This is a genomic window from Treponema endosymbiont of Eucomonympha sp. (assembly GCF_001028545.1).
The window spans coordinates 1-435 of the sequence record NZ_BBPW01000689.1 but is presented as its reverse complement, the minus strand read 5'-3'; the positions used below and the strand labels follow the sequence as shown (position 1 = coordinate 435).

1 protein-coding gene is annotated in these 435 nt (G+C 57.5%); it reads right to left on the bottom strand.

All coding sequences use genetic code 11. The features are described from left to right. Positions 1 to 435, bottom strand: a 435-nt coding sequence (locus tag AWU74_RS12325; RefSeq protein WP_187150992.1) for a hypothetical protein, incomplete at both ends; no start/stop codon positions are given.

Here is a 435-nt window from a genome sequence, read left to right as displayed (position 1 = left end):
GTGTCTCGCGCGCGCGGCTCTGTGGCAGCGTTGTGCCGCGTTTCGTCAAGGCTGTCGGTAAAACCCGCGCTGAAAAACTCCTCGCCGTCAAGATATGCCCCCAAGTCCTGCGCGCGTTTGCGCAGCGACTTGTCATTTTGGTATGGCGATAACAGAAACGACAATAAATCGTAAAAGAACCGCGCGTCATCGTCGCCGCGCTTGCCTTCGCCGGCGAACGCGTAGCGGACAGGGGTGCCTGTCCGGTCCTTCCGCGTGCTTTCGACGCCGCCAAGATAGGCGCTCCAGCCGTCCGCCCTTATGTCTGCAAAGACGTTAAACGCGCCGTCTTCAAAGAAAGGCGCATACAAAGACGACCACCAGTGCTCTTTAGGCGCTGCGCCAAAAAATTCATAGTCGACTTTTGCCGAACGGGTCTGAACGTATATCATGCCG